This window comes from Xanthomonas sp. BRIP62418 (assembly GCF_003993495.1).
Classification (GTDB): domain Bacteria; phylum Pseudomonadota; class Gammaproteobacteria; order Xanthomonadales; family Xanthomonadaceae; genus Xanthomonas; species Xanthomonas euroxanthea.
Map to the genome: position 1 here is coordinate 1 of NZ_QEZG01000020.1, position 408 is coordinate 408.

At 67.4% G+C, this 408-nt stretch carries 1 protein-coding gene; it reads right to left on the reverse strand.

Annotated features, from left to right (window positions below):
• The coding region (locus EO174_RS01175; protein WP_206515027.1) for a beta-N-acetylglucosaminidase domain-containing protein at positions 1-408 on the reverse strand (408 nt) is incomplete at both ends.

Consider the following 408-nt stretch of genomic DNA (forward strand, 5'->3'; position numbering starts at 1 on the left):
GTCCAGCGCCACGTAGAAGCTGCGGACGCCCAGCGCACGGAAGGCATCGAACTTGCGCAGCAGCGCCTTGGCATCGGCCGGATCGGAGAAGCACACCGACGGCCCCGGCGAGATCGCATAGACGAAGTCGACATGGTTGCGCCTGGCGGTGGCCGCCAGCTTGCCCAGCGCCTTCAGCGTCGCGGCCGGATATGCCTCGCGCCAGCGATCGCGCGCGTACGGGTCGTCCTTGGGGCTGTAGATGAAGGTATTGGCCTTGCTGCGGGCGAGAAACGCGATGTGCTTGCTGCGGTCGGCCATCGACCATGGCGCGCCGTAGAAACCTTCGATGGTGCCGCGGATCGGCATCGCCGGATGATCCTGGATCGCCAGGGTCGGAATGGCCGGGCGCTCGACCAGCTGGCGCAG